The following is a 21,059-nucleotide window of genomic DNA, read 5'->3' as shown; positions in this document are numbered from 1 at the left end:
CGGCACGCAACACCGGCCTATGGTCTGTTGCTGAAGGCGCCGAAGAGTTCGTGTGCCAGACCGAAACCGTGGTCCTCGATCAGGCGGCGCCGGTAGGGGCGCTGAGCGACGGAGTGGGTGAGGCGCCGGATGGGCCGGGGCTTGGTCATCATGGTCTGGGCGATCTCCCGCGCCCGGGGCAGCAGGTCCTCTGCGGGCAGCACCTCGTTGACCAGGCCGAGGTCCAGTGCCTTCTTGGCATCGATCCGTTCGCCGGTATAGAAGGCGTACGCCGCGCGCTTGGGACCCAGCAGGGACTGGAAGGCCACCTGCAGGCCGTCGCCGGGGACCTGGCCGACAGGGAAGTGACCGTCGGAGAAGACCGCGCTGTCGGCGGCGAGGGTGATGTCACAGAACAGGGCGAGTTCGGTGTGGAAGCCGGGACCGTTGACCACCCCGATGGTAGGGATGTCGACCCCGAAGACAAGGTTCTCCAGGAGTTTCATCCCGTCGTAGTAGAGCTCGTAGGCGACCTCGCCCGACCACTCGGGGAACGGGCGGTCGAAGGAGGCCGGATCTACCCCGGCCATCCAGGCGTCACCGGTCCCGGACAGGATCAGGACCTCGTTTTCCGGATCGTTTCCCACCTCCTGCCAGGCCTGTCCCCACGCGTTGTGAAGTCCCAGGGAGTAGACGGCTGGGCCACCCTCGGTGTGCATCCGGAGCTCGATGATCCCCTCGCGTCGCTCCATGACGAAGTGGTCGGAGTACTTGCGGGCGTACTCCTGGAAAGCCGGGCGCGCGACAAAGCCGCCAAGCCGGTCGTGCCACTCGTTCACATTCTCTGACATCTGCCCATACCTTCTGTTCATCAGAAATCGGGGAGTGTCCCCGGTTCCTGTCCCGTACAATATGGGGAAGCTCCCCGTTTTTCAAACCCGAGACCCGAGGACCTGCCCTGACGCAATCGAAGAGCGGCGCACCCATCCGGGCTCAGCGCCCGACCCGCGCCGACGCACGCCGTAACTACGATCGGCTCCTCGCCTCGGCCAAGGACGCCTTCGCCCAGTACGGAGCGGATGCATCCCTCGACGACATCGCCAGGGACGCCGGCGTCGGGAACGCCACCCTGTACCGGCATTTCCCCGGCAGGGAGGCGCTGCTGGACGCCGTCTTCCGTGACCGGGTCGAACTGCTGTGCGCCCAGGCCGACGACCTGCTCACCGCCCCGTCCTCCGGCGAGGCACTGGCCGTCTGGCTCCGCGCCCTTATCGTTCATGTCGCCACCTACCGCGGGCTGGCGACCTGGCTGATGTCCGTCGCGGCCGGGCCGGGATGGGCGCTGAACTCCTGCCAGGAATCCATCCGCGCGGCCGGTACCGCTCTGCTCAACAGGGCACAGCAGGATGGGACCGTACGGCCCGACATCAGTGCGCCCCAGCTACTCAGGCTCACGAACGCGATCGCCCTGGTGACCGAGCAGACGCCCGAGGACGCCGACCAACTGCTGTCGCTGATGATGGACGGACTCAACCGCGCAAAAGGGTTCCCTGTGTGCGGTCCGGATGATGGGGTGGACGTAAGAATCACGGCATGAGCCCCAAACGGCGTTGATCTTGGGGTCTTGGGACTATCCGGCCGGAATTGAACGCCAAGGCACCCGCCGCAGGTCAGGCGGGTTCGGTGGCGCCGCGGACGCAGCCGAGATATCGCACTCAGGCAGCGCCACGCTCGTTGAGCCCGTCATCCGTCCTGGTGAGGATCACCGGCAGGCCCGCCACGACGGCGATCGCGACGACTGGCGCCAGGACGGGGTGCTGAGACTATTTCCTCAGAGAACAACGCTAAGGACTTCGCCCAGGTCAGCACGGGTGCGCTGAGCATGGCTCAACGATCTAGGTCTCAGGTTGGGCGTACTTACCGGTAACCCGCGGTTGATCGTTTAGCTTCGCGGCTTGTGGCCGAGTATCTGTCTGATGAGCAGGTAGGCCGGTATGGCCGGTTTCCGGCGGCGCCGTCATCGGCTGATCTGGAGCGGTTCTTCTATCTGGACGCCCCGGCGTTGGCCAAGGTGGTGGAGAAGCGTGGTCCTGGGCCAGCCGATCGACCGGCGACGGCCACGAAGTCGAGGTAGTCGTCATAGTCGCGGGCGGCACGGGTCGGGTGCGACGCGGCCCGGGCAGGTGACACCTGCTGCTGCCAGCTTGTGTGAGATCCGTTGCCTCCGTGGTGTGCGACAGGAGGTTGCGGTTCAGCAGGCCCGCCACCGCCTGGCGCCGGTAGCGGGCGGTGGAGCGGACGTCGTCGATGGGCCGGGCCTCGCGGCTGAGAAGGTCCGCGGCCTGCCGAAGACGCTGCTCGGTGAGCGGGCCGCGTTCGAGGAACGCCGCGGTTTCCGGTGCCTCCAGGACGGTGGGGCCGACCGCGCCGAGCGCGATGGCGACGTCCGTCAGGCCGCCCTCGTGAGGGCGCGCCCGGAAGGCGATCGACGCTTTTGTGATCGCCTGCGCGCGGCGCGTGCCCACCCGGTCGAAGAACTGGATCATGTCGGTCTGCGGCGTTTCGGGGATCTCGACATGGGTGACAAGTTCACGGTCGCCGAGGCGGGTCCGGCCCGGGCCGGTGAAGAACTCCCGGATGGGCGCCACTCTGCTCCCGCCGGCCGATCGCACGTGAACGCGTGCTGCCATGACGTACAGCGACGGGATGCCGTCGCCGGCGGGAGAGGCGTTGACGATGTTGCCGGCCAATGTGCCCGCGTTCTGGATCTGCCGCCCTCCGCCGAGCGCCGCCGCAGTGGCGAGCGGCCCGGCCCAGCGCCGCACGATCGGCGAGGCCCGCAGGTCGGAATACGTGGCGAGGGCCGGAATCACCACCGATCGGCCGGTTTCGGCGATGGCCGACAGTTCGGCGATGGCCGTGATGTCGAGCAGGTGCAGTTCCTGGAGATGATGCTCGTGCCGCACCAGCAGGTCCGTTCCGCCGGCGAGGATCCGCCATGGCGTGTCCTGGGCGAGCAGGCGCAGCGCCTCGGTGACGGTGGCCGGACGCGCGTAGGCCGAGCCGATGGTGAGCGCAGGCCGCCGGGCGCCCGGTGGCGGCGCCTGCGGCGAGGTTCGCGCGAGCACGTCGTCAACCGCTGCCCGGATCTTGGTGTACCCGGTGCAGCGGCACAGGTTTCCGGAGATCGCGGCTGCCCGACGACGGCGGTGCTGAGCGTGGTGTAGGCGCCCGCGTCGGCGACGAAGTCGACGTCGGCGGCCACCAGCCTGCCCTCGCGAGTGGCCCCGATCCGGTAGCGGACGTCGAAGGGATGCCGTTTCACGCCGGCGGCGATCGACTCCTCGCGGTCGTACATCATCCGGTAAGGGCGACCGGTGTGCCAGAGCACCAGCGCCAGCAACGGCTGCACGTTCAGGTCTTCCTTGCCGCCGAACGCCCCGCCCATCATCGGATGCAGCACACGGATCTTCGACTCGGGAACGCCGAGGATCACAGCGAGCTGTCGGCGATCATGGAAGGGGTTCAGCCCGCCGCTTGGGTGGCGTCGACCGCGTCGCTCTTGCGCCGCACCTTCGCGCGCCGGTTGCGCTCGGCGGCGGATGCGGCGTTGCGGGGGTGTCAACCGGGTCAGGTTTCACGGCTCCAGGCGGGTGAGGTTGAGCTGGGCCAGCCGGTCGGGGTCGGACAGGATATCGATTGTGGCGATCCTGCCGTCGGAGATGGTGAAGCTCATGACGGAGATGAGCCGGTCGTCGATGGTGTTGACCAGGCCGGCGAGGCCGTTGACGAGCGCCGGGTGGGTGGCGGCGCTGGTGGCCATGCGCTGGAAGGTGGCGAGCTGTCCGGCCACGGCCGCCATGCCACGGATGACCTTCATGCCGCCGGTGAGCATCCCGCCGTCGGCGCGCAGCACCACGTCGGGGTCGAGGATGGACACCAGCGCGGCGAAGTCGCCGCCGCGGGCGGCGGCGAGGAACGCGTCCACCACCCGGCGCTGATCGGCCAGATCGGGGTCGGGGTTCGGGGCTGCGCCGCGGACGCGCCGGCGGGCGCGGCTGGCGAGCTTCTTGGCTGCCACGGGAGTGCGGTCCACGATGGGCGCGATCTGCTCGAACGGCAGGCCGAACATGTCATGGAGCACGAACGCCAGCCGTTCGGCCGGGGTCAGGGACTCCAGCACGACCAGCAGCGCCAGGCCCACCGAGTCGGCCAGCAGCACTTCCTGCTCCGGATCGGCGGCATCAGCACGGCTGATCACCGGATCGGGCAGGCGCTCCTCCAGCGACTCCTCGCGCCGGGACTTGCGGGCGCGGAGCATGTCCAGGCACACCCGGCCGACCACGGTGGTCAGCCAGCCAACGAGATTGTCGATGTCGCCCGAGTCCGAACGCGCCAGCCGCAGCCATGCCTCCTGGACCGCGTCCTCGGCCTCGCTCAGCGAGCCGAGCATGCGGTAGGCGACCGCCTTCAGATGGGGGCGGTGCCCCTGGAACTGGTCGGCCAGAAAGTCATGGGGCGTCACGGTCGTCTTCCTCTCAGCTCAGCCACGTCAGAGCACTGACGCATCAAACCAGTCGAAGGTGACCGCGAACGCACCGGTCACCTTTCCTGCGGACCATCCGTCATGCCGGCGACCAACACTCACTCACAAAGGGTTGCCGACGATGAGCAGGATGGATGTCCACGGAACGGTCGCGGACGGCTTCGAGGAGGTGCGCGAGGAGTTCGCCGCGGTGGTGGCCGAGCAGGACGGCCAGGTGGGCGCGCAACTGGCCGCCTACGCGCACGGCCTGCCGGTGGTGGACCTGTGGGCCGGGGACGAGGTGAGCGGCGACACGCTGACCGCCGTCTACTCCTCCACGAAGGGTGCCGCGACGCTGGTGGTGGCGCTGCTGGTGCAGGAGGGGGTTCTCGATCTCGACGAGCCGGTGGCCCGGCACTGGCCGGAGTTCGCCGCCGCCGGCAAGGACACGATCACGCTGCGGGACGTGCTCACCCACCGCTCCGGCGTCATCGGCGTCGACGGCGGGCTGTCGGCGGCCGAACTTGCCGACGACGCGGTGATCGCGCGCCGCCTCGCCGCGCAGCGCCCGTACTGGCGGCCGGGCTCGGCCTACGGCTACGGCGGGTTCGTCTCGTTCGCCATGGTGAACGAGGTGGTCCGGCGGCTGACCGGCCGGTCGCTGCAGCAGGTGTACGACGAGCGCGTCCGCGTTCCGTACGGGCTGGACCTCTACCTGGGGCTGCCCGAGGCCGAAGAGGAGCGGTTCCGGCCGATCCAGTGGTGGACGGCCACCCCGGAGCAGGAGGCCGCGTTCTGGTCGAACGTGCCGGGCCCGCACAGCATCCTCGGCATCGGGTACGGACTCAACAGCACGCCGCCGCTGGACCAGGTGGCCTTCGCCAACACCCGCGCCGTCCGCGCGAACGGCCAGGCGTCGGCCGGCGGGGTGGGCAGCGCGCGCGGCCTGGCCGGCCTGTACGCGGCGGCCGTCTGGGGTCTCGACGGACAGCCCCCGCTGCTCAAGCCGGACACCGTCGCCGAGTTCGCCCAACTGCACTCCACCGGCGCCGACCTGGTCCGCGGCGACCAGGGCAACTACGCGCTCGGGTTCCAGGCCAAGGGCCTGCGATATGCGTTCCTCAGCGCCAACGCGTTCGGCCACGACGGCTCGGCCGGTTCTGAGTCCTTCGCCGACCCGCGTAGCGGCATCGCCTTCGGCTACACCCGGCGCCGTTTCGGATTCGGCTGGTCCTACCCCGAGCACGACCGGCTCGCCGCCGCTCTCCACCGCGCCGCCACCGCCTCCTGAAGGAGCCGACATGACCTCGATCAACGCCACCCGTCCCGAGAGAAGCGGCCTCGCGCTGCCGGTGATAGCCGCCGCGCAACTGCTGATGGTGATGGACGGCACCATCGTGACCGTGGGCCTGCCCGTCATCGGAACCGGGCTCGGCATCGCCGAGACCGACCTGGACTGGGTCCTCACCGCCTACGCCCTGGCCTTTGGCGGCCTGCTGCTGGCCGGTGGCCGCGCCGGCGACCTGTTCGGCCGGCGCAGGCTGTTCCGCGCCGGACTGATCGTCTTCCTGGCCGCGTCCCTGCTGGGTGGCCTGGCCGGCAACGGGACCATGCTGATCGCCGCCCGGGTCCTGCAGGGCGTCGGCGCCGCGATCGTCGCCCCGGCGGCGCTGTCCCTGCTCGCCGACACCTTCCCCGCCGGGCCGGAACGCAACAAGGCGCTCGGCGTGTACGGCGCGATGGGCGGCCTGGGCTCGGTCGGCGGCCTGCTGCTGGGCGGCGCGCTCACCGAATACCTGGGCTGGCGCTGGATCATGTTCGTCAACATCCCCATCGCCCTGCTGGTCCTTGCCGGGACATCCGCCCTGGTGCCCGGCACCCGCGAGCGCGGCCGAATCGACCTGCCGGGCGCGGCCACGGTGACGCTCGCCCTCGGCGCGCTGGTGTACGCGATCAACCGGGCCGGCTCGCACGGCGCCGGCGACGGGCTCACGGTGACCTTCGGCGCGGTCGCCGTGGCGCTGCTCGTGGTGTTCGCGTTCATCCAGCGCAGCGCGCGCAGCCCGATGTTGCCGTCAGGGATGCTGGCCGACCGCGGCAGGCTCGGCGCCAACCTGGTCATGCTGCTCATGGGCGCCGGGCAACTGGCCACCTTCTACTTCCTGACCCTCTACATGCAGACGATCAAGCAGTACTCCCCCATGATCACCGGCCTGGCCTACCTGCCGTTCGCCCTCGGCATCGGCATCGGCTCCGGCGTCATCGGACCCCGGTTGCAGGCCCGCACCTCCACCCGAATCGTCCTGGCGACGGGGATGGCGGTGGCCGCCGCGGCGATGGGCTGGTTCAGCCTGCTGACCCCGGATCAGAACCCTCTGCTCGTGCTCCTGCCCGCCCAGCTCGCCGGCGGCATCGGCCTGGGCATCGGCTTCGTCGCCGCCACCATCGGCGGCGTGCAGGGCGTCGCACCAGGCGCCTCCGGCATCGCCTCCGGGCTGGTCAACACCAGCCAGCAGATCGGCGGCGCCCTCGGCCTGGCCGTCCTGGCCGGCATCGCCGCCACCGCCACCACGAGCCAACCGGCCGGCACCCCGCTGCACGACGCGCTGACGAGCGGCTACGCCGCCGGCATGCTCGGCGCGGGCGGCTTCTACCTGGCCGCGATCGTCACCGCCGTCCTCTTCCTGCGCCCTCGTCCCGGGAATCGGGACACCGAGCCCACGCCGGAAACCCTCGGCAGCACGCCCGGATGAAATTGTCCGCCGCACCGGTCACCTTCGCCCCATGCGATCCGTCAGAGCAACGATCCACCATGTGAAACCCTGAAGGGAAACCCGCACCATGACCACCACCGAATCGCGCCTGCCCAACCCCGCCGTGCTCGTCCCCGAGCTCAAGGACATCGGCGGCGCCCTGTACCGGGCGACCGGGAACGGCACGATCCCGCAGACCACCATCAGCCTGCTACAGCTGCGTGCCGGCCAGATCGCCGGCAACACGTACCTGACCGTCCTGCACACCGGCAGCCTCCGCAAGGCCGGTGCCACGGAGGAGAGCATCACCGCCTTGGCCTCCTGGCGGGACGCGCCCTACTTCACCGACGCTGAACGCATCGCGCTGGAACTGGTCGAATCCGTGCTCACCCCGAACCCGTCCGGCGAGCGCGTCCCCGACGAGCTCTACGCGAGGGCGTCCGAGCAGTACGACGACAAGGCGCTCGCCACGCTCATCATGGCCATCGGCCAGGTCTGCTTCTTCCTCCCTCTGGCCCTCATCGGCAAGCCGCTGCCGGGTCTGTCGCCGACGGAGCAGTGGAGGCCGTAACGCCCACAATGCCCAGGGCGAGGACACGGCATCGATCTGAATGGTGCCGTACAGGTTGGCGTCTGACCAGAAGAGCGGACTGAGTCAGGGGTGGCAAGCACGAAAGGCTTGCCACCCCTTAATCAGTCGGCGATTGCCGGCCGCCGTCTTTACCCGAACCTTTCGTGACACGTTACGGATCTTTACTGCGACGAGTCAACGCCGGGAATGAGGAATTCGCCCCGACGCAGGTGACAGGGAGTGGGCCTTCGAACGCGGCGTTCACCGCTGCCGCAGGTCAGCGTCGCGGCGCAGCGGGGTCAGGGATCTCGTGCGGCTTGTACTTCGGCAGCCTGCTGGCCGGCACGATGGCCAGGGCGCTGATGACGGCCAGGACGAGGAGGCCGAGCTTGAGCGCGGCCAGGCGGGCGTCGGTGTTGAGCAGGACGAAGGCGTTGACCTGCTCGGGCGTCGCGGCGGTGCCGGCCAGGGCGTCACGGAGCTGGTCGTTGCTGATGAAGTCCTTGTTGTGCAGGTCGATCTCCTCCGCGAGCTTCGCGGGCAGGGCGAGGCTGGTGAGCGCCCGTGCGATGTTCCACGACAGCAGGGTGGTGAGCAGGGCGCCGGCGAAGGCGGTGCCGACCGCTGAGGCGAGGTTCTGCGTGGTGCCGCGGATGGAGCCGACGTCGCCGGCCAGTTCCTTGGGCGCCGCGGTCACGAGGACGTTGAAGACGAGTGTCACCAGGGCGCCCTGCCCGATCCCGAAGACGATCAGGCCGAGGATGGTCGGCAGGGTCTCCCAGTTGTTCGTCACGACGAACGCGAGCCACGTGAGCCCGGCCGTGGTCAGGCCGAAGCCGGCGATGCCGATGGCACGCGAGGTGAACCGGCCGTAGAAACGGACGACCAGCGTCGCGGTGAGGAATACGGTGAGGTTGAAGGGCATCATCGCGATGGCGGTGTCGAAGGGGGTGCGTCCCTGCACGATCTGGATGTAGACCGGGACGGTGAAGTTCAGCGCCCCTTCGAGAACGACGACGACGAACATCGCGTAGACCGCCGCCCGCTCGCTCGGCGCCCCCAGCACGCTCAGGCTCACCAGCGGGACCTCGCCCGCCTGCTCACGACCTCGCGTCCAGGCGAAGAAGCACTGGCCGAGCACGATGCCGAGCACGATCAGCAGCGGCGCGGGTGACAGTCCGAGCGCGTCGAACGGCGCGTCGGGCGAGGCCGCGAGGATGCCCCACGCGCTGAGGTTGTTGAAGCCGAGGGTCAGCAGCACGACCGCCAGGCCGATGAGCACCGCGGCGACCACGTCGATCTTGATGTCGGGGTCGCCGCGGTCCGAGCGCAGCCGGAAGCTGAGCAGGAACACGGCCACCGCGATGACGAGCACGACGAGGAACACCGGCCGCCATCCCACCAGGGTGCCCAGCGACCCGCCGATCAGGAACGCGCTGACGCCCGACAGCGCCCGGGCGGACCCCAGTGAGCCGATCGCGGTGGCCTGCTGGAGGCCGTGGTAGTTCTCGGCGATGAGCGGGACCAGCGACGGGACGATGATCGCCGCGCACGCGCCGGCCAGGCCCTGCGCGGCGATCACCCATCCGACCGAGGGCCCGAAGATCATCATCAGGGAGGACACGGCGAAGGCGGCCACCACGAAGCGGAACAGACGCACCTGTCCCACGCGCTGCCCGAGCTTCGCCCCGACCATGACCAGGGCGGCGACGACCAGGCCGTAGGTGACGATCGAGGTGCTCGCGATGGTCGGCGCGACGTCGAACTCCTCGACGATGCCTCCCAGGGAGACCGGCAGCGCCGCGACGTTGAACGACATCAGCACCTGGGCGAGGAACAACCCCACCATCGGGGTCCAGGAGGTGCGGCTCTCGGCCGGCATGGCGCCTTCGGCGGTCAACGAACGGCCTCTCTGGTGTGTACCGTGGACGCGAACACGTTCAGGCCGAGCGCTCGCGAGAGGAAGGCGGTGGCGATCTGCCCCCGGACGCTGTTCCCCGCGGAGTCGAGCCGTGGCGAGAACACCCCGATGCCGGCCTTGCCGGGCGAGATCGTGACGATCCCCCCAGATACGCCGGACTTGCCGGGCAGCCCGATCTCGAACAGCCACTCCCCGGACCGCTCGTAGAGCCCGGACGCGGCGAGCACGGCCAAGGTGTCGCGGCAGACCTCGGCGGACACCACCCGCTCCCCGGTCACCGGATTCACCCCGCCGTCGGCGAGCGTCGCGCCCATCACCGCGAGGTCGGCCGCGCTCACCCGCAGCGCACACTGTTTCGTGTACACGTCGACCACGGCGAGCGGGTCGCCCTCGATGTGCCCGTAGCTGTCCAGCAGCCGCGCGATCGCCTGATTACGCTGGTTCGTCGCGGCCTCGGAGCGGTAGACCTCCTCATCCAGCTCCAGGGCGCGGCCCGCGAAGCGCGACAATCCCTCCCGGATCACCTCCCACCGCTCCCCCGGGCCCTGCCCCGGTATCAGCGCGGTGGTCGCCAGCGCGCCCGCGTTGACCATGGGATTCATCGGGTGGCCATCGTTGAGCTCGATGGCGACGACCGAGTTGAACGCCAGTCCCGTGTTGTTCACGCCCACGCGCTCACGCACCACACCGTGGCCGAGATGGTCGCACACCAGGGCGTAGACGAACGCCTTCGAGATCGACTGGATCGAGAACTCGACCCCGGTCTCCCCCGCATGATGCAGGCCGCCGTCGGTCTCGGCCACACTCACGCCGAACCACTCCGGGTCGGCCTGCGCCAGGACCGGGATGTAGTCGGCGACCTGCCCGCCGGTGTCCGCACGGGCGTACGCGTACGCGTCGACGACGAGCCGATCAACCTGATCCCATCCCGGCAACGCACCGGTGCAGGCGCGTTGCTCAACATCCGTCATGTCCGCGACCATGGCCCCCTCAACCTCTTGTTACGAAGAGTAGTGAGATAACCACTAAAAGCGCGGATAGCACGCCGAACCGCTCGGTTCTTCTGGCAGCGCGGTCATGTGACGTACGCCACCGATCGCGGCTGTCACAAAGCGGCGGGAACCGGAGTCTTGTGCGTGTGCCACAGTCGAGAGTGAACAGGCGGGAGCCGGCCATGAGGGAGCGCAGCGAGCGAACGATGGACACAACCAAGCCGCACGCTGGTGGCGACCACCCGGGTTCCGCCACCGAGGCGTTCGTCGCCCACCGCAACCTGCTGTTCACCGTGGCCTACGAGATGCTCGGCTCGGCCGCCGACGCCGAAGACGTCCTGCAGGAGACCTGGCTGCGCTGGGCAGGCGTCGATCTTGATGTCGTGCGGGATCAGCGTGCCTACCTGGTCCGGGTCACCACCAGGCAGGCGCTGACCCGGCTGCGCACGCTCGGCCGGCGCAAGGAGTCCTACGTCGGCCCCTGGCTGCCCGAGCCGCTGCTGACCGCGCCCGACGTGGCCGAGAACGTCGAGCTGGCCGAGAGCGTCTCGATGGCGATGCTGCTGGTGCTGGAGACGCTCACGCCGACCGAGCGGGCGGTGTTCGTGCTGCGTGAGGTGTTCGATCTGGAGTACGGCGAGATCGCCGAAGCCGTCGACAAGAGCCCGGCCGCGGTCCGCCAGATCGCCCACCGGGCGCGGGCCCACGTCGCCGCGCGCCGGCCACGCGAGGCCGTATCCCCGGCCGAGACCCGGGATGCGCTCAAGGCGTTCCAGCAGGCGGTCGAAACGGGCGACATGCAGAACCTGCTCGACATCCTCGCGCCGGACGTCGTCCTGCTGAGCGACGGTGGCGGAGTCGTGTCGGCCGGGCTGGCGCCCGTCGTGGGGAGTGACGAGGTGATCCGGGCGCTGAGCAGGATCCCCAACCCGGCGTCGCTGCGGCCGGCCCAGGTCAATGGCCACCCGGCGCTGGTCTCCCTGGTCGACGGCGAGATCAGCACCGTCATCGCGGTACGCATCGACGGCGGCCTCATCACCGGGCTCTACGCCGTCCGCAATCCCGCGAAGTTGTCGCACATGGGGCAGGAGATCGCCCTGCGCCGCTGAGCCCGGGCCCGTTTCGCGGGCACGGTGGTGCAGCTCGGCGACGACCGGGCTGGTCGAACGCTTCGTGACGTCACGGAGCGTTCGAGAGCACGTCGACGACCCGGTCCAGCTCGGGCCGGTGGGGCCAGGCGGCCATCCCCGCCGCCTGGCTAGGACGTCTTGGAGATCAGCCCGTGCGGGTCGAGCACGTACTTGCGGGCGGCCCCCTCGTCGAACTCGTGATAGCCGCGCGGTGCCTGGTCCAGCGGGATCGGCGTGGCGTTGACCGCCTTCGCGATCTGCACCCGATCGTGCAGGATCGCCATCATGAGCTCGCGGTTGTACTTCATGACCGGGCACTGGCCGGTGGCGAAGCTGTGCGACTTGGCCCAGCCGAGGCCGAACCGGATCGACAACGACCCCTGCTTGGCGGCCTCATCGTGCGCCCCCGGGTCTCCGGTCACGTACAGGCCCGGGATGCCCAGCGCGCCACCCGCCCGGGTGGCGTCCATGAGCGTGTTGAGCACGGTGGCCGGGCGTTCCTCCGACGACTCCCGCCCGTGGCCGCGGGCCTCGAAGCCCACCGCGTCGACGGCGCAGTCGACCTCCGGCACGCCGAGGATCTGCTCGATCTGGTCCTTCGGGTCGCCCAGGGCCACGTCGACCGTCTCGCAGCCGAAGCTGCGAGCTTGCTCCAGCCGCCCCTTGTTCAGGTCGCCGACGATGACCACGGCGGCCCCGAGCAGGAGCGCGGAGGCGGCTGCGGCCAGTCCCACGGGGCCGGCGCCGGCGATGTAGACGGTCGATCCCGTCCCCACACCGGCGGTCACGCAACCGTGGTAGCCCGTCGGGAAGATGTCCGAGAGCATGGTCAGATCGAGGATCTTCTCCATGGCCCGGTCCTTGTCAGGAAATTTCAGCAGATTCCAGTCCGCATAGGGCACCAGGGCGTATTCGGCCTGCCCGCCGACCCAGCCGCCCATGTCGACGTAGCCGTACGCCGAGCCCGGCCGGTCGGGGTTGACGTTCTCGCAGATTCCGGTCTTGCGCTCCTTGCAGTTGCGGCAGCGCCCGCAGGAGATGTTGAACGGGACCGACACGAGGTCGCCGGTCTTGATGAACTCGACGTCCGGTCCGGTCTCGACGACCTCGCCGGTGATCTCGTGTCCCAGTACGAGGCCCTGCGGAGCCGTGGTGCGGCCGCGGACCATGTGCTGGTCGCTGCCGCAGATGTTGCTCGCCACGGTCTTGAGGATCGCGGCGTGCGGCAGCTTGCGTCCCACGTTGGCCGGATTGACCCCCGGGCCGTCCTTGAGTTCGAACTCGGGATAGTCGGTCTCGTGTACCTCGACCTTGCCTGGTCCTTCGTAGATTACGGCTCTATTACCAGGCATGACGTTTCCTTCCCTCGTACCCGAAATGCTGGTCGCCGCACCGGCCCTCTTGACGATGACTGATGACGTAATGCCGGTTAATACCCACCCGGCCGGAAGCCATTCAGCGCCGCCGGCGATCGACTACCGCCGTGAGCTGCGGAAACCCCGGGTTCGACAGCCCCGGCGAGCCTGAGGGCGGCCTCGATCTGCCGGTCCTTCGCCGCCTTCAGCGCCTCGAACTCCTCGGGGTGCGCGCGGACGGCATCGCCCTGGATACGTTCCTCGGCGGCGGACCAGACGGACACGAGACCGGTCGCCGCCTTGCACCGCACGTCCGCCTGGGCCGCGCGGAGCTCCTCCCGCGTGGGCGGGCCGTCTCCCAGCCACCGCTGGTCGGTGATGGCGGCGAGCGGGTCGGCATAGCGCAGGCCCTCGGCACGCATGCACGCGCTCCAGGACTGGAAGATCTGGACGACCTTCGCATCTCGCCGGGACTGCTCGAACGTCTGCGTGATGAGCTTGTTGAACAGCGCCGTGTCGACCTGCGGCGCCCCCTGCTCGATGCGGTCCCGCGCCTGTCGCAGGCAGCCGCCGGTCTCGTCGTAGACGGCCTGCCGCTCCTTCTCCGGCAGATGTGCGGCACGGCTCTCACGTGCCGCGACCCGCCGGGCCACCGAGGGGCGCTCAGGAGCGACGTGATAACCGTACAGGCGCGCTATCTCCGGTTCGACGACACCGTAGCGACGGCGGTTGGGCGGCTCCAGGTCGCTCTCCGCCGCCACCGGCAGCGTCTCCCACGCCAGGCCCCTGCCCCGCATGCACTCCCGGACGAGCAGGTCCTCGGCGTTCTCGATGATCGAGATGTCCGCCGGGGAGAAGTTGTACCGGTCGAAGGGCACAGTGAGCTCGCGCGCCGCCACGCCGGGCGGCGGCACCGGGGGCGGCGGTTCCGAACAGGCCGTCACCGCGGTCAGGAGGACCGCGACCGCTCCCCACGACCGGACGGACATCAGCGCCACGGCCCCGGCTGGTAGGCGCTACGGGCTGACACGCTTCACGGAGCTCGTCAGGTTGTCGAAGCCGTTGTTCGTCAGGTCGCTGTCCGCCGACTTCGGGGCGGCCGCGTAGCCGTAGGAACCCGAGCAGTTGGCGCTGTTGTAGAACTGGATCCGGCCGGCCGAAGGGTTCCTCATGGAGCTGGCCTTGTTGTTCAGCGTGCTGACGTTGGCGCACGTGTTGTTGGAGGTGAAGAGGAACTCCTGTTCGGCGCCGGCGTAGTCGTCGTGCTCGTACAGGCAGAAGCTGGCGCCGCAGGAGCTGGCGAGCCGCTGCGCGTCGGCCTGCGCGGTGACGCTCACCCCCATCAGGCTGGTCAGGGCCAGCACCACGACACCGGCTCTGCGTACCGTCGATCTCTTCATGACGACCTCATTTTCGGCTGAGCGTAATTTGCCCAAGATCATGACAGGTGATCGTCAAATATGCCACCGGTTCGCCAGTTCGGACAGGGCGGCCTTGGGCGGTGCGGCTGTCAGGCCAGGCTGACCAGGTCGCCGGAGAGCGGGACGAGAATCTCGCCGTCGGCGCCGACGGCGAGCGGACCGGTGATGGGCTCGCCGGGTTTCCACTCGGCGCGGATCCCGTCCTGGTCGAGGAAGAGCACGTAGCAGTCGTCCCGCAGGTCGAAGCCGGGCCACCCGTGATACTGAGACCAGCGATCCCAGGACGGGCTGCCCGCGACGGCCACCAGTCCCGTGACGCCGGCCACCATGTTGTGGACGGCGCTGGGCACACGATGGTGCAGGACGACGGTTCCGGAGCTGATGTCCACGACCGTCACGGTCGGCCGCGACTCGCCGTACTCGTCGGTTTCCGGCCAGCCGGGCAGGACGAGCAGCTCTCGCCCGGTCGAGGGGTCGCGGAGCGGAACCACCGGTGCTCCTGGCCGCAGGTGCGCGGGCACCGCCTGGACGTCACCTTGCCGCGGGTCGACCACCAGGTAGCCCATCACGTCGTCGGCCCTGATGGGAACGAGGACGTTCCCGCTGGGCAGCCCGACAAGCGGCCCGTCCACCGCACCCGGCTCCTGCGGCTGATCCACCACGCCGGGTGCCGTCCGGAACTCGTGCCGGCCGGCGCTCCACGCCGGACCGCCATCCTGATCGAAGGCACGCACGACGGTGCCTTCGGTGACGATCACCTGATCGTGCAGCACGAGCGGAGGATACGACAAGGCGGGCGACTGGACCTCCCAGCGCACCTGGCCGGTCAGCGTGGTGGCGCGGAGCACGGATTCGCCCTGTCGCGAGGCCAGGAACACCAGGAGGCCGTTCGCCAGCGGCGCCGGATCGGAGAGGGGGGTCGCGTCGATCTCGGAGACGATCGAGCCGGTTCGCTGGTCGCGCACGACCAGCCCGCCGGTCTCGGCCGCGACCAGCAGGTCAGCGCCGAGCAGGAGGCAACCTCGGGGTGCGGCGGTGTCGACCGTCCACCTGAGCGCCGGGCCGTCCAGCGCGACGATGCCGCGATCCGAGGTGACGAAACACCTTCCGCTCGCCGCGACCGAGATGCCGGTGACGTGGCGGTGGGGAAGGGTGACCCGCCACCGCACCTGTGCTTTTCCCGACAGCGGGACGCGGGAGGTCCGGGTGTTGGCGCCGTTTCCCAGGGGTGCCGGCCACGCCCCGCCGTCGACGCCTGTCACCGCTGGATCACCTCCTGAGTCCGAACGCTTCCTTGGCCAGGTCGATGTGGCTCCGCTGCGCGTCGTCGAGGGTGCCCGGCCCGCCGGTTCGCAGCTCGTTCATCGCCCTCGTCAACCAGCCGAGTGAGGTCCTGGCACGGAAGAACGCGTCCGCCTCCGGGGTCGTGCCGGTGCCGCCGGCGGCGACGTAGGCCCGCCGGAAGACGCTCTGGAGCTGGGCTGTCTCGGCAGGGGTCAGTTTGAGGTCAACGCTGTAGTGCGCCACCTGCTGGGCGAAGTTGGCGACATCGCGCGAAGGAGCGCCGATGGGCCGGCCACGGGCGTCGATGGAGAAGTGCAGCGTCGTGGTGTCGATCATGGTGACCCCGGTCGCCGGGCTGAAGAAGTAGTTGCCGGGATGCGCGTCCCCGTGCACCATAGCCGACCCACCGGGACGGGCCCGGAACCGGGCGACCAGCGTGTCGATCCGCGCCTGCAGCTCGGCCACGTCGATCCCCACGCCGGCCAGCTCAGCGCGGAGTGCGGTCAGCTGGGACCTTCTGCGGAGCATGTCGTCGAGGTGCCGCTGGAGGAACGCGGGTGCGACCGCGCCACCGGAGCCTGCGGGGGCGGTGTGCAGCCCGGCGAGCGTGCGTGCGATCCCCGCGACCGCCGCACGCAGGTCGCGCATCCCTCTTCGGCGTTCAGGACCCGCCGGAGCGGCTCCGGTGTCGCGCATCATCCCCTCGACGTCCCGGCCGGGGGCCGCGCTCAGGACCACCATGCCGGCGGCTCCCGGGCGCCTCGCCGTACGTGCGACGCCCAGGGCGGACACCGCCCGGCCGCCCACGATGCGCACCCTGCCCAACCGGACCAGTGCTGACAACTCCATGGCGAACTGCTCCTGGCTCGGGAAGATCTTCAAGACGCCGAGAAGGGTGTTCCTGGCATCGAGGATCCGCAACACCGGCGCGCCGGAGAACCCGCCGCCGACGGGAACCAGGGTGACGTCACCGGTGGCATTGACGGCGTTTCGCGCGAACCGTCTCATCGCCGCCTCCGCCCGCGGCACCACCGGCAGCGAATCGAGCAACCGGCGAAGGGCGTCCGGGTCGACGCCGCCCGTCGCCGTCCGGGTCCCGGCCGCGCGCTTCGACGCCTGGCTGGTGAGGAAGCGCCGTTGTGCCACGCTGGTCGCGGCCTTGGCGCCGTTCTCGTCCAGGATCTGCTGCTGACGCGGGCCGAGCGGCGTTCCGTCGCGCCTCAGTTCGCGCCAGTAGCCGGGGACCGGTTCCTTCAGTACGCGTTGCGGGTCATCGCCCCACTCCATGCCGTGGTACTTCAAGGCGATGGGCCGTCGCGACGCCTTCATGGTCTCGCGTACCGCGGGCAGCTCGATGTCGACCAGCACCGAACCGGTCGCGTACCGCCGCAGGAAGATGTGGATCTCCTTGCGCAGCCGGCTCGCGTAGCGGACGGAGAACGCCTGCCACACCGGGCGGACGGTGTTCCAGTCGTCGAGCAGGACCAGCCCCTTCGTGACGTGGTAGAACTCCTGTGCCTCCAGCGTCACGAACCCCAGGCTGATGGCGTAGTCGCTGAGATCCTCGCCCTTCGACCAGAGCGCGCCCTTCTTCGGCGGGATCCGCATGCCCGCCATCAGCGCGTCCGCGACGGTCTCGAAGTGCGCCGGCTTCTTGTCGCGCATGCCCGCGATGATCAGGTACCACAGGCGGGCCGCCCGTGCCGCAGACAGGTTGATCTTCGCCGCACCGGCCATCCACCTGGGGCGCTCCGGATGGTCGTACGGAACCCGCAGATGGACGTCGGTCAGGTGGACGAAGCTGTAGACCACACGGCCCCGCGCCGTGGTCTTCGTGGTGAGCTTGCCCTCACTGACCCACTTGCCGGCGTACCTGCGCGCCTGCGTCGCACCCAATCGAAGGACTTTCGTCAGTCCTGGCACGATGTCGCCCATCGGGCCGGGCATGTCGTCGATGGCGAACGCGCGGTTCGTCTTCTTGAAGGCTTGCTGCGCGTCGTGCAGGTACTGGTCGGTCGCCAGGTGCTCGAACTTGGCGCGCGGGTTGATCGCCCCGTCGAAGATGAAGAGCACGGCGGCGCCGGACTTGGGGTGAACGGCCACGGTCAGCAGCGTCAGGCGGCGCCGGGCTCTGATCGCGGGAAGCCCGCGCCGCACGGCGTCGGCGTCACCGGCGGTGCGGTCCGCCAGCCGGCCCGCCTCGCGGAGTGCGGCCATGAGTTTCCGATGGTGCCGAGCCGGCGCCCGTTCGTCCTTCTTGCGCCGGTCTGTTCTCCTCGGAGGTCTGCGCCGATCGGCCACGCGGGGCCTGCGTGGTGGGGTGGCCGGGCGGCCGTCCGTGACGCGCTCGGGCCTGCGGGGCTTCGGCCTGGGTTTGGTCTTCGACCAGAGTGCTCTGATCAGGCCGATGATCTTGTCGATCACCCGGTCGATGGCGCGGTTGACCGGGCGGGCGAGATTCTGGAAGATCTGGCGGACCCGGCCGGCGATGCCGCCGATCCCCAGCAGCGCGGCCAGGGCGCCGATGAGGACGGGGATGGAGCGGGCCAGGGCGCGTTCGACCAGGGCGGGCACGCCGCCGGTGCCGCCGCGGGCGATGGCGATGACGGCGTCGAGGACGGCGTTGACGAAGTCGATGATCTGGCGGGCGTTGGTGACGATGAAGCGGATGATGTCGATGATCATCTTGCAGGCGCGGATGAACGCCGAGGCGGGGTTGAACAGCGACACGATCCAGGTGATGCCGGCGATGACGATGGTGGGCAGCAGATAGGAGACCAGGTTGCTGATCAGGCTCTTCTTCAGGTCGCCGACGCGGGTCTTCAGGTCCTCCCACATGCCGGCCACACCTCGGCGTTTGACCTGGGAGACCAGCGGAACGGCCGTTTCGGCGGCGGTGAGGGCCTCGTCGGGGACGCGGCGGGCGAGGCGGGCGCGGATGTTCGGCCACGACAGGCCGAGCATCGCGGCGATCAGGGTCAGGATGCCGAGGACGTCGAACGTGAGCGGCAGTTGCAGCCCGGCTGCCGCGGCGGTGCCCATCAACCAGGCCAGCACGCCTGCCTGCAGGTGCCGGCCGGCGTTCTTGGCGAACAACTTCAGGCCGCCGCCGACACCGGTGACCAGGTTGCCGAGGAACCCGATCGGGTCTTGGAGGATCGCGCCGATCGCGGTCACGGCCTTGCGCAGCACGCCCATCAGCATGCGGCCGAGCTCCATGATGGTCTTGATCGCGCCGCCGATGGCGTCGGCGGCCTTGGCGACCAGGCCCTTGTTCTTCTCCTTCTCGGCCGCCACCTCCTCATCGACCGCCTTGACGGCGTCGGTGTAGCGGGTGGCCAGGGTGTCGACGAGTTCGGTGCCCTTGTCGTTGACCGTGTCCTTCAGCTCGTCGAACTTGCCCTCGAACTCGGTCGCCGCCTCCCTGCCGATGGCTTTCAGGTCGGCCGGGAGCTTGTCCACCGCCGTCTTGAGGTCCTTGCGGCCGGTCGCGATGCGGTCCTTGGCGCGTTTGAGTTCGCGCTCCACCGTGTCGGCGATGTCGGAGATGATCTGGTTCATCGCCGTCAGGTAGGTGTCGCGGGCGCGCTCGTAGATCCGGTTGGCCTCTTCCGGCAGGCCCGCGAACAGGTCCCGGCCCCAGCGGAGCCAGCCGTCCCAGCCGCCGTACCGCTCGTCCTTGTAGCGGCGCATGCCCTCCTCGTGCTCGGTGGTGAAGCGGTCGCGGGCGCGCTTCTCCTTCGTGGTGAAGTCGGCGTCCACCTGCTCGCCCAGGTCGGTCAGGATCTTCTCGACGTCGCCCTTGGTCTGGTCGAACACCTTCTGCAGCAGGTCGGTGACCTGCCGGCGCTGGTCCTCGTCGCGGGTCTTGGCGCCGGTCTTGCCGGTGCCCACCTGCTTGCCCGTGGTGACCCGGGTGGCGTGGATGCCGGCCATCGCGGCCGAGCCCTGCGCCGCGGCGGTGTTCTTGACCTGGGCGAGCTCGCGGGACTCGCCGGCGCGGAGTTTCCTCGGCGCCGCCGACGAGTGCGCTTCCATCGTCTTCTTCTCACGCACCGCCTGGTCGAAGGCCGGCTCCCGCGCGTTCTGGAACGACAGTTGCGGCTCGGTGACCTTCGCCTGCGCCATCTGCCGGTCGACCTGGGCCGGGCCGGCCGACATGTCGGTGGCCGAGCGGGGCAGCGCGTCCGGGGTGGCCTGGGCCGGGTGCGGCGTGCCCGGTTTGCCGGGCGGCTTGTCCGGGGTCATCGGCACGACCTGTTTGGCGTCCGGCGCCGGCGCCGGGACCTGCGCGGTCGTCTCGGCGATCTCGCGTGCGGAGGCGTCCTTGCCCGCGCCTACCTTGCCCTGGACCTCGCTTTTCACTTCCTCGGCCTTGCCCGACTCGCCGAACTTGTCCGCCTCGTCAAGGTTCTTCGGGGCGCGGTCGGCGATCGCCTTCTTGACCGCGTCGATGAAGGTCTGCTTGTCGAACTCCTTGGGCTGGGCGGCCTCCATGTCCGCGGCGTGGGTCACCTTGCCGCGGGCCTCGCGGTCGTCGGCCGGTGGCTCCGCCGCGGCCTGCGCCGAACCCGCCTCCACGGTCGCGGGCGGGTGGCTGGAGCCGACCGCTCGCTTTTTCGCGCCGACGTCCTTCGTCAGCGCCTGGAACTTCGGGTCCGCGCCCGGCGAACGCGGGCCGGCGGCCTTCTCCTTCGCACCCCGGTCCGGGCGCTCGGCCGTCGAGGTGTCCCGCCCGGCCAGGTCCTTCTGGCCGGGGGTGGGCACTGGAGGCGTCTGCGCGGAAGGGGCGGGCTCGGGAGGCACGCGCACGGGTGCGCCGGCCTGAGTCACGCCCGCCCGGGTCGCGACGGCCTGGTTGCCCACCAGGTTCTGGCCGGCCAGCAGCATCTGCGCCAGCCACGCCGGCGGTCTCGGCTCGGCGCCGCGCGGCAGGCCGCCCATCGCCGCCGTCACCGCCGCGTTGCCCACGCCCCGCCGTGCGTGGGCGACGACCGGTGAGCCCGCGCCCATCGCGCCTCGGGGGTCCGCCCGGCGCTGGTCCACCATCGGCGACACGGCCGGTGCGGGCGGTCGTGGACCGCGGGCTTTAACGGGAGCAGGCATCCAGCGCCCTCGCTGGTCAGGA

Annotated in this window: 15 protein-coding genes and 1 pseudogene; 5 read left to right on the top strand and 11 right to left on the bottom strand. The window is 69.9% G+C overall.

Annotation, left to right across the window (positions count from 1 at the left end):
* Positions 1–17: 17 nt before the first annotated feature.
* The gene (locus ACWD0F_RS43720) at positions 18–830 is read right to left on the bottom strand and encodes an enoyl-CoA hydratase/isomerase family protein (RefSeq protein ID WP_449887771.1); all 813 of its coding nucleotides are present in this window, start codon (positions 828–830) and stop codon (positions 18–20) included.
* On the opposite strand from ACWD0F_RS43720, the gene ACWD0F_RS43715 reads away from it, so the two are divergent.
* Positions 824–1,576: a TetR/AcrR family transcriptional regulator gene (locus tag ACWD0F_RS43715; protein WP_449887801.1), complete on the top strand. Its 753-nt coding sequence runs from the start codon at positions 824–826 to the stop codon at positions 1,574–1,576. The two genes, ACWD0F_RS43720 and ACWD0F_RS43715, sit on opposite strands and share 7 nt — an antisense overlap.
* A gap of 298 nt (positions 1,577–1,874) precedes the next feature.
* Here the strand turns inward: ACWD0F_RS43715 and ACWD0F_RS43710 are convergent, their stop codons facing one another.
* From ACWD0F_RS43710 to sigJ, 3 genes and pseudogenes are all read right to left on the bottom strand, one after another.
* On the bottom strand, positions 1,875–3,107 hold the full coding sequence (locus ACWD0F_RS43710; protein WP_449887769.1) for an FAD binding domain-containing protein: 1,233 nt from the start codon (positions 3,105–3,107) through the stop codon (positions 1,875–1,877).
* An 83-nt stretch (positions 3,108–3,190) separates the two neighbouring features.
* A pseudogene (locus tag ACWD0F_RS43705) lies at positions 3,191–3,604 on the bottom strand (molybdopterin cofactor-binding domain-containing protein); the annotation flags it as partial.
* 12 nt (positions 3,605–3,616) lie between these two features.
* Positions 3,617–4,504, bottom strand: coding sequence for an RNA polymerase sigma factor SigJ (gene sigJ, locus ACWD0F_RS43700; RefSeq protein WP_449887767.1), 888 nt, complete (start codon positions 4,502–4,504; stop codon positions 3,617–3,619).
* Positions 4,505–4,655: 151 nt separating this feature from the next.
* On the opposite strand from sigJ, the gene ACWD0F_RS43695 reads away from it, so the two are divergent.
* From ACWD0F_RS43695 to ACWD0F_RS43685, 3 genes are all read left to right on the top strand, one after another.
* A complete protein-coding gene (locus ACWD0F_RS43695; RefSeq protein WP_449887765.1) occupies positions 4,656–5,795 on the top strand; it encodes a serine hydrolase domain-containing protein in 1,140 nt (379 codons plus the stop codon).
* Positions 5,796–5,805: 10 nt separating this feature from the next.
* Positions 5,806–7,257 (top strand): MFS transporter, encoded by a 1,452-nt coding sequence (locus tag ACWD0F_RS43690; protein WP_449887763.1) that lies wholly within the window; start codon positions 5,806–5,808, stop codon positions 7,255–7,257.
* Positions 7,258–7,345: 88 nt separating this feature from the next.
* Complete coding sequence (locus ACWD0F_RS43685) at positions 7,346–7,828, top strand: carboxymuconolactone decarboxylase family protein (protein ID WP_449887761.1); 483 nt, start codon at positions 7,346–7,348, stop codon at positions 7,826–7,828.
* Positions 7,829–8,105: 277 nt separating this feature from the next.
* Here the strand turns inward: ACWD0F_RS43685 and ACWD0F_RS43680 are convergent, their stop codons facing one another.
* Both ACWD0F_RS43680 and glsA read right to left on the bottom strand, forming a co-directional pair.
* Positions 8,106–9,728: an MFS transporter gene (locus tag ACWD0F_RS43680; protein ID WP_449887759.1), complete on the bottom strand. Its 1,623-nt coding sequence runs from the start codon at positions 9,726–9,728 to the stop codon at positions 8,106–8,108.
* Entirely contained in the window at positions 9,725–10,720 is a 996-nt protein-coding gene (gene glsA / locus ACWD0F_RS43675) for a glutaminase A (protein WP_449887757.1), read from the bottom strand. The genes ACWD0F_RS43680 and glsA overlap by 4 nt, the downstream gene beginning before the upstream one ends.
* Positions 10,721–10,947: 227 nt before the next feature.
* On the opposite strand from glsA, the gene ACWD0F_RS43670 reads away from it, so the two are divergent.
* Positions 10,948–11,850: an RNA polymerase sigma-70 factor gene (locus ACWD0F_RS43670; protein ID WP_449887755.1), complete on the top strand. Its 903-nt coding sequence runs from the start codon at positions 10,948–10,950 to the stop codon at positions 11,848–11,850.
* Positions 11,851–11,999: 149 nt separating this feature from the next.
* On the opposite strand, the gene fdhA is transcribed toward ACWD0F_RS43670, so the two are convergent.
* The 5 genes from fdhA to ACWD0F_RS43645 form a co-directional block, all read right to left on the bottom strand.
* A complete protein-coding gene (gene fdhA, locus ACWD0F_RS43665) occupies positions 12,000–13,223 on the bottom strand; it encodes a formaldehyde dehydrogenase, glutathione-independent (RefSeq protein ID WP_449887753.1) in 1,224 nt (407 codons plus the stop codon).
* A gap of 77 nt (positions 13,224–13,300) precedes the next feature.
* Positions 13,301–14,224 (bottom strand): hypothetical protein, encoded by a 924-nt coding sequence (locus tag ACWD0F_RS43660; protein WP_449887751.1) that lies wholly within the window; start codon positions 14,222–14,224, stop codon positions 13,301–13,303.
* An 18-nt stretch (positions 14,225–14,242) separates the two neighbouring features.
* A complete protein-coding gene (locus ACWD0F_RS43655) occupies positions 14,243–14,626 on the bottom strand; it encodes a peptidase inhibitor family I36 protein (RefSeq protein WP_449887749.1) in 384 nt (127 codons plus the stop codon).
* 110 nt (positions 14,627–14,736) lie between these two features.
* On the bottom strand, positions 14,737–15,909 hold the full coding sequence (locus tag ACWD0F_RS43650; RefSeq protein WP_449887747.1) for an outer membrane protein assembly factor BamB family protein: 1,173 nt from the start codon (positions 15,907–15,909) through the stop codon (positions 14,737–14,739).
* 7 nt (positions 15,910–15,916) lie between these two features.
* Complete coding sequence (locus ACWD0F_RS43645; RefSeq protein ID WP_449887745.1) at positions 15,917–20,980, bottom strand: phosphotransferase; 5,064 nt, start codon at positions 20,978–20,980, stop codon at positions 15,917–15,919.
* Between the last annotated feature and the right edge of the window lie 79 nt (positions 20,981–21,059).

This window comes from Nonomuraea sp. NPDC002799, from assembly GCF_053592075.1.
This window is presented reverse-complemented; position numbering and strand designations above follow the sequence as displayed.

What these genes read in the sequence shown, in the direction of transcription:
- ACWD0F_RS43720 (WP_449887771.1), bottom strand. Translation starts at nt 830, where the DNA reads ATGTCAGAGAATGTGAACGAGTGGCACGACCGGCTTGGCGGCTTTGTC.
- ACWD0F_RS43695 (WP_449887765.1), top strand. Translation starts at nt 4,656, where the DNA reads ATGGATGTCCACGGAACGGTCGCGGACGGCTTCGAGGAGGTGCGCGAG.
- ACWD0F_RS43690 (WP_449887763.1), top strand. Translation starts at nt 5,806, where the DNA reads ATGACCTCGATCAACGCCACCCGTCCCGAGAGAAGCGGCCTCGCGCTG.
- ACWD0F_RS43685 (WP_449887761.1), top strand. Translation starts at nt 7,346, where the DNA reads ATGACCACCACCGAATCGCGCCTGCCCAACCCCGCCGTGCTCGTCCCC.
- glsA (WP_449887757.1), bottom strand. Translation starts at nt 10,720, where the DNA reads ATGACGGATGTTGAGCAACGCGCCTGCACCGGTGCGTTGCCGGGATGG.
- ACWD0F_RS43670 (WP_449887755.1), top strand. Translation starts at nt 10,948, where the DNA reads ATGGACACAACCAAGCCGCACGCTGGTGGCGACCACCCGGGTTCCGCC.
- fdhA (WP_449887753.1), bottom strand. Translation starts at nt 13,223, where the DNA reads ATGCCTGGTAATAGAGCCGTAATCTACGAAGGACCAGGCAAGGTCGAG.
- ACWD0F_RS43655 (WP_449887749.1), bottom strand. Translation starts at nt 14,626, where the DNA reads ATGAAGAGATCGACGGTACGCAGAGCCGGTGTCGTGGTGCTGGCCCTG.
- ACWD0F_RS43645 (WP_449887745.1), bottom strand. Translation starts at nt 20,980, where the DNA reads ATGGTGGACCAGCGCCGGGCGGACCCCCGAGGCGCGATGGGCGCGGGC.